Source organism: Humidesulfovibrio sp. (assembly GCF_035560995.1).
In the GTDB taxonomy this organism is placed as follows: Bacteria; Desulfobacterota; Desulfovibrionia; order Desulfovibrionales; family Desulfovibrionaceae; genus Humidesulfovibrio.
This window is the reverse complement of sequence record NZ_DATMYK010000141.1, coordinates 1-6,025: the sequence shown is the minus strand read 5'-3', so window position 1 is coordinate 6,025 and position 6,025 is coordinate 1. Positions and strand designations below refer to the sequence as shown.

Here is a 6,025-nt window from a genome sequence, read left to right as displayed (position 1 = left end):
CGCCATGTAGATGTGAACCAGGAGCCCCGCGAACACCAGGCCCACGGCCAGATAGTGCAGGGTCACCGCCCAGCCGACGAGCCCGGTCACGGACGCGGGCAGGAATTTGTCCGAGGCCAGCAGGACCATGCCCGTGACGCCTATGGCCACGCCGCCCAGCACCGAGGCCTGGGCAAAGGCCTTCTGGCCCATGTTGTAGTAGCCCTGGGGCGGCAGCTCGCCGCCAGTTCCAATTGTCATGCGCAGCATCTTGCGGATCAGCCAGGCCATGTCGCCGGGGCGCACGCTGAAGACCTCGCGCAGGAAGAAGCGCGCGCCGCCCGCGTTCACGGCCAGGTAGGCCAGCAGGCCCAGCAGCCAGAGCACGCCGACCGTCTCGTGGATCACCAGCAGCGCCGCGCCGCCCGCGCTGCCGCCGCCGAACAGCGCGCGCAGGGCGTCCGGCAGCCAGGCCCCAAACGGGTTCAGCTTCTCGTTCTTGATGAGTCCCAGACCACTGACCAGGAGCACGAGCCAGCAGGCCGCGTTGAACCAGTGGATGCGGATGTCCGAGGGGTCGTGGCGCTTGATTTCATTGTTAGCGGGCGTCATGGCCGTCCTCCTTTCCGCCAGCGGCGGGGGCGCTTCCGGAAGTCATGAGCTGGCGGCCGAGCATGACCAGCACGCCCAGGCCGGAGAGGCCCACGGCGTACTTCACCAGCGGGGCCACCACCTGGGCGAAGGCGTCGAAACTGAGCGGGTTCACGGGCTGCACCGCCCAGCCCTCAGGCGCGGTGCTGGCGATGTAGTACATGTTGGGCTTGGTGTCCCACTCCTTGCCGGACAGCTTGGCGATGACGCGCACCACCCGGCCCTGGTTGGCGGCCAGCAGTTTGGCGGCCTCGCTCTCGGGATCGTTGATGTCGCCGAAGACCCGCGCCTTGGTGGGGCAGGTGTCCACACAGGCCGGGGCAAGCCCTGCGGCCCGGCGCTCCGGACAGTAGGTGCACTTGTCGGCGATGCGCTTCACCGGATCGCGGAAGCGCGCACCATACGGGCAGCTGGGAATGCAGTTGCCGCAGCCGATGCACAGCTTCGGGTCGATGACCACAGAGCCGTCGGTCGCGTTCTTGTAGGTGGCCCCGGTGGGGCAGGCGGAAACGCAAGTGGGCTCGTCGCAGTGCATGCAGGCCCCGGGCTGGAAGTGGCCCCGGCCCAATTTACCATTCTCAAGGGGCGGCACAGCCTCCTTGATCCAGTTGCGCCACTGCCCGCGCGCAACGCCGTTGGCCTGCTTGCAGGCGGCCACGCAGGCCTTGCAATCCATGCACTTGGCCGAGTCTATGACCATGGCGAGCTTCTGGTTCATGCGGCCCCCTTCTTCTTCACGCTGACAAAGGTCTCGTGGATGGCCGAGTTGCCGCAGATGGCGTCGAAGCGGCTCTCCATGAGCTCCACGATGCTCGCGCCCGCCCTGGAATGCTTGAGCTGGCCGGAGATGGTGCCGAAGCCGGAGAGCATGTACACCGTGTCCTTGCGGATCTTCGGGGTCACCAGGGCGCGCAGTTCGCCCTTGCCCGCCGGGCTTTCCACCAGCACCAGGTCGCCCTGGGCCACGCCCAATTCTTTGGCGCTGGCCTCGTTCAACCACAGGGTGTTCACGGGCTCGAACTCGGACAAGAGCGCGTTGTTGGTGCTGCTGGCCTGGGTGACGCAGGCGCTGCGGCCCGCCACCAGGCGGAACGTGCGCGCCGCGTCCGGGCTCTGCCTGGGCGGCTGGTACGCGGGCAAAGGCTCAAGCCCCATGTCCGCATAGCGGTTGCTGTACAGTTCGATCTTCTGGCTGGGGGTCTTGAAGGGCTGGCCGTCCGTCGTGCCCAGGGGCGGATTGGGCGGGTAGAATACGCCGTCGCGCTTCAGAATCTCCGCCGCCTCCGGGAAGGCGGCCAGCTGCATTTCGCGGTACTTGGGGATGTCGAAGTCAAAGGCCTCGGGGAATCCCAGCCTGGCCGAGAGGGCCTTCAGCACCTCGAACACCGGCCGCGACTGGTAAAGGGGCGCGATGACAGGATCGCGCCAGACCAGACACGCGCCCTCGGCCCCGGCTTGCAGGGCCTGCACCGGGTCCTGGCGCTCCAGGGCGCTGGGCATGGGCAGCACCAGGTCGGCCATCCAGGCCGTGTCGCTCATGGCGATGTCGGCCACGACCATGAAGTCCAGGGCCTCGATCATCTCGCGGGTCTTTTTGCGGTCCGGGGCCGTGGCCATGGGGTTGGTCTTGTACACGAACCAGCCCTTCACCGGATACGGCGCGCCCTTGATGACGGCCTCCCGCGTGAGCACGAAGGAGCCCTCGTCGTCGAACAGCAGGGGCACGCTCTTCATGTCCACGCGGCCCGGAGGGTTGTCGTCGTAAAACGGCGGCTCGAAGGGCACCTTCTTCAGGCCCGCCGGACGCGGCGGCACCAGTCCGCCCGGGCGGTCCCAGTTGCCCAGGAGCGCGTTGACTATGGCGAAGCTGCGGCGGATCTGCGTGCTGTTCTCATAGTCTGAGCTGCGGCGGCCGGGGTAGACCATGGCCGCCGGGGCCGCGGCGGCAAGCTCGCGGGCGATGCGCGCAATGCTTGCAGCCGGGATGCCGGTCTGGCCTTCAGCCCACTGGGGCGTCAGCTCCGCCACGTGGGCGGCCAGCTTGTCCAGACCGCTGGTGCGCTCGGCCACGAACTTCGGGTCGTACAATTTCTCGTTGATGATGACATGGGCCAGGGCCAGCATGAAGGCCATGTCCGTGCCGGGCCTGATGGCGTGCCACTCGCTCGCCAGGGCCGCGCTCTTGGTGTAGCGCGGGTCCAGCACCACAACCTTGGCCCCCTGGCCCATGATGGCCATGAGGTCCATGCTGTCCGGCGTCACCAGCGCCTCCATGCGGTTGGCCCCTGCCAGGATGACGTACTTGCTGTTCTTCACGTCCGGCAGGGGCACCTCGCCGAAGGTGTCCACAAAGGCCCGGTTGCCGGAGAGCAGGCACAGGGACTCGTGGCTGGTGACGTTGTAGGAGCCGAAGGCCTCGGCGAAGCGGTTCACGAACTGGCTCTGGGTATCGGCCCCGGCGCTGAAGAGCATGCCGCAGCGGGTGTGCTTGGCGGCGATGTCCTTCATCTTCGCCGCGCACAGCTCCAGGGCCTCGTCCCAGCCGATCTCCTTCCACTTGCCCTCGCCACGCTTGCCGGTGCGCAACAGAGGCGTCTTCAGGCGCTCCGGATCATACACCTGGTCCACCCCGGCGTTGCCCCGCGCGCAGAGCATGCCGCGCGACTTGGTGAACGCGGGGTTGGGATCGAGCTTCTTGATGACGCCCTTCTCCACGCGGGCGATGAGTCCGCAGCGGTTGAAGCACATGTCGCACACGCCGAATTTGGACTCCCACTGCGGCGCGGCGACGCCCCCCTGGACAGTCGGAGTCGCGGCCGTGGCTTCCGGAGCCAACGCAGCCTGTGCAGCCGTGGCGACGGTGGCTGTGGCCGCCATTCCGGCCAGGCGCAGGAAGTCGCGTCGGGAAATATTCGCGGTCTTCATGGATGGTCCCCTGTGGCGCGGCGGCGGGCGGTTACAGCACCCTCCGCCGCGCGGTCATGGTCGTGGGCGCGGGCTAGTTGCACTTGGCCGGAGAGGGGGAATCCTTGGCAAAATCATGCAGGTAGGTGAAGATGTCGGTCTTCTCCTCCGGGGTCACGCCCTTCCAGTCCTTGAAACACTTCAGGGCCTCCGGCTTGGCGAAGGCCTTCTTCCATTCGGCCTGGGTCTTGGAGCTGGGGGAGAGGTCGGAGGCGCTGGCCCCGTGGCAGGAGCGGCACTTCTGGCGGTACAGGTACTTGCCCTTGCGGGCGTTGCCCTCGGCGGCGAAGGCCATGCTGACGGCGGCCAGGGCCAGGACAAGGGCGGCGAGGATGCTGGTGCTGCGCTTCATGGTGGTTCCTCCAATGTTGGGGGTCTTTGAGGTTGTGCGGCGGGCTTCTCCGCTCGACGCATTTTTCACATGCATTACGTCCCCCATACCCGTACAGGGTATTTAGGTCAAGTGCCGTGTCACGAAATTTCTGAAAAAAGTTGACCCGACCTCACCAGCAGGATAGGGATGCGTCTTATGTTATTTCCAGCATAACTAGCCCCAACCCAGCCGGAGAAGCGCATGAACATCGGTCCGTACACCTTTGAGGAGTTCAAGGCCAAAGCAGCGGCATTCCACGGCTATCCTGCCCCTGGCCTGCTGCTCGGCGGTTATATGGTGGAGCTGGCGCGCCGCCAGTTGCCGGAAGGAACGCTCTTCGACGCCGTGGTGGAGACCTCCAAATGCCTGCCCGACGCCGTGCAGATTCTGACCCCCTGCACCCTGGGCAACGGCTGGATGAAGGTGCTGAACCTGGGCCGCTACGCCGTGACGCTGTACGACAAGTACACCGGCACAGGCGTGCGCGTGTGGCTCGACCTGGACAAGATGGCCCCCTACGAGGAGATCCGCGGCTGGTTTCTGAAGCTCAAGAAAAAGGCCGACCAGGACACGGACCGGCTGTTCCGCGAGATCGAGGACGGCGGCGAGAACCTCTGCTCTATGGCTGCGGTGCAGGTGGACGACCGCTTCCGCAAGCACAAGAGCATGGGCCGCGTAGGCATCTGCCCCATCTGCGCCGAGGCCTACCCGCCCAGCGACGGAGCCATCTGCCGGGGCTGCCAGGGCGAGGCCCCCTACGGCCAGCCCGGTTGCGAGACCCCCGCCGGAGCGAGGTGCGAGACCGCTCCCCACGCCAAGGCCCAGGCGGACGCCGGCCCGCAGCTCACCGCCGTTCCCGTGAGCGAGGCCGTGGGCCACAAGACCCTGCACGACATGACGCGCATCGTGGCGGGCGAGAGCAAGGGCGTGGAGTTCCACAAGGGCCACGCCATTTCCGGCGGCGACGTGTGCCGTTTGCAGACCATGGGCCGCGCCCACGTGTACCTGGAGCAGGAGACGCCCAGCGGCTTCATCCATGAGAACGAGGCCGCGCTGGCCTTCGCCAAGCTCATGGCCGGGGAAAACGTCACCTTCGACGAGACCCCGCACGAGGGAAAAATCAATTTCCGCGCCACCAAAACCGGCGTGCTGGTGCTGGACCGCGAGCGCCAGGAGGCCTTCAACCTGGTGCCCGACGTCATGGCCGCCAGCCGCCACCACGGCGTGCTGGTGGAGGAAGGCAAGGAACTGGCCGGGGCTCGCGCCATCCCGCTGTATCTCTCGGCCGAGAACTTCCGCAAGGCCCAGGCCCTGCTGGCCGCCGGACCGCTGTACAACATCGCCGCCATCAAGCCCGCCCGCGTGGGCGTGCTGGTGACCGGCACCGAGGTCTTCCAGGGCCTCATCGAGGACAAGTTCGCCCCGGTGATCCGCGAAAAGGTGGAGCGCCTGGGCTCCCAGGTGGTGGTGGTGGACATCGTGCCCGACGACGCCGAACGCATCGCCCAGAGCGTGGGCAAGATGCTCACCGCCGGGGCCGACCTCATCGTCACCACGGCCGGGCTTTCGGTGGACCCGGACGACGTGACCCGCAAGGGCCTCCTGGCCGCGGGCCTGACGGACATGCTCTACGGCGCGCCGCTCTTGCCCGGAGCCATGACGCTTCTGGGTCGCCTCGCCTGCCCGGCGGGCAGCGCGCGGGTGATGGGCGTGCCCGCCTGCGCCCTGTTCCACAAGGCCACCAGCTTCGACATTCTTCTGCCGCGCGTGTTGGCGGGCGTGGACCTCAAGCGCGCCGACCTGGCCGAGATGGCCGAGGGCGGCTTCTGCCTGAACTGCAAGACCTGCGTGTACCCCAAGTGCTGCTTCGGCAAATAGCCTGAAGCCGCGCCCAAGGCCGAGGGGCCGCTTCCGCCTTTTGGACCGGGCGGGGGCGGCCCCTTTCGTTGGGGGAGGCGCTTGTCACAAACCCTTGACCACGCGTGAAATGGTGACTAAATTTCGGGCAGGCTGAACCAGGAGGCCCATCATGCCCGAGCCCGTACCCCAGCCCAGTCC

At 67.0% G+C, this 6,025-nt stretch carries 5 protein-coding genes; 1 reads left to right on the top strand and 4 read right to left on the bottom strand.

The genetic code is table 11. The features are described from left to right. From VN419_RS05685 to VN419_RS05670, 4 genes are all read right to left on the bottom strand, one after another. The coding region (locus tag VN419_RS05685; RefSeq protein ID WP_325645356.1) for a cytochrome b/b6 domain-containing protein at positions 1–591 on the bottom strand (591 nt) is incomplete at its 3' end. Further along, entirely contained in the window at positions 578–1,348 is a 771-nt protein-coding gene (locus VN419_RS05680) for a 4Fe-4S dicluster domain-containing protein (protein WP_325645354.1), read from the bottom strand. The genes VN419_RS05680 and VN419_RS05685, both read right to left, overlap by 14 nt. Next, a complete protein-coding gene (locus VN419_RS05675; RefSeq protein WP_325645352.1) occupies positions 1,345–3,555 on the bottom strand; it encodes a molybdopterin-containing oxidoreductase family protein in 2,211 nt (736 codons plus the stop codon). Before VN419_RS05675 ends, VN419_RS05680 begins: the two co-directional genes overlap by 4 nt. 73 nt (positions 3,556–3,628) lie before the next feature. Further along, positions 3,629–3,946, bottom strand: coding sequence for a cytochrome c (locus VN419_RS05670; protein ID WP_325645350.1), 318 nt, complete (start codon positions 3,944–3,946; stop codon positions 3,629–3,631). 222 nt (positions 3,947–4,168) lie between these two features. Here VN419_RS05670 and VN419_RS05665 point away from each other — a divergent pair, with 222 nt between their 5' ends. Beyond that, positions 4,169–5,845, top strand: coding sequence for an FmdE family protein (locus VN419_RS05665; RefSeq protein ID WP_325645348.1), 1,677 nt, complete (start codon positions 4,169–4,171; stop codon positions 5,843–5,845). Positions 5,846–6,025 lie beyond the last annotated feature (180 nt).

Bases quoted from the DNA above. Each gene is read 5' to 3' on its own strand.
- VN419_RS05680 (WP_325645354.1), bottom strand. From the start codon at position 1,348: ATGAACCAGAAGCTCGCCATGGTCATAGACTCGGCCAAGTGCATGGAT.
- VN419_RS05675 (WP_325645352.1), bottom strand. From the start codon at position 3,555: ATGAAGACCGCGAATATTTCCCGACGCGACTTCCTGCGCCTGGCCGGA.
- VN419_RS05670 (WP_325645350.1), bottom strand. From the start codon at position 3,946: ATGAAGCGCAGCACCAGCATCCTCGCCGCCCTTGTCCTGGCCCTGGCC.
- VN419_RS05665 (WP_325645348.1), top strand. From the start codon at position 4,169: ATGAACATCGGTCCGTACACCTTTGAGGAGTTCAAGGCCAAAGCAGCG.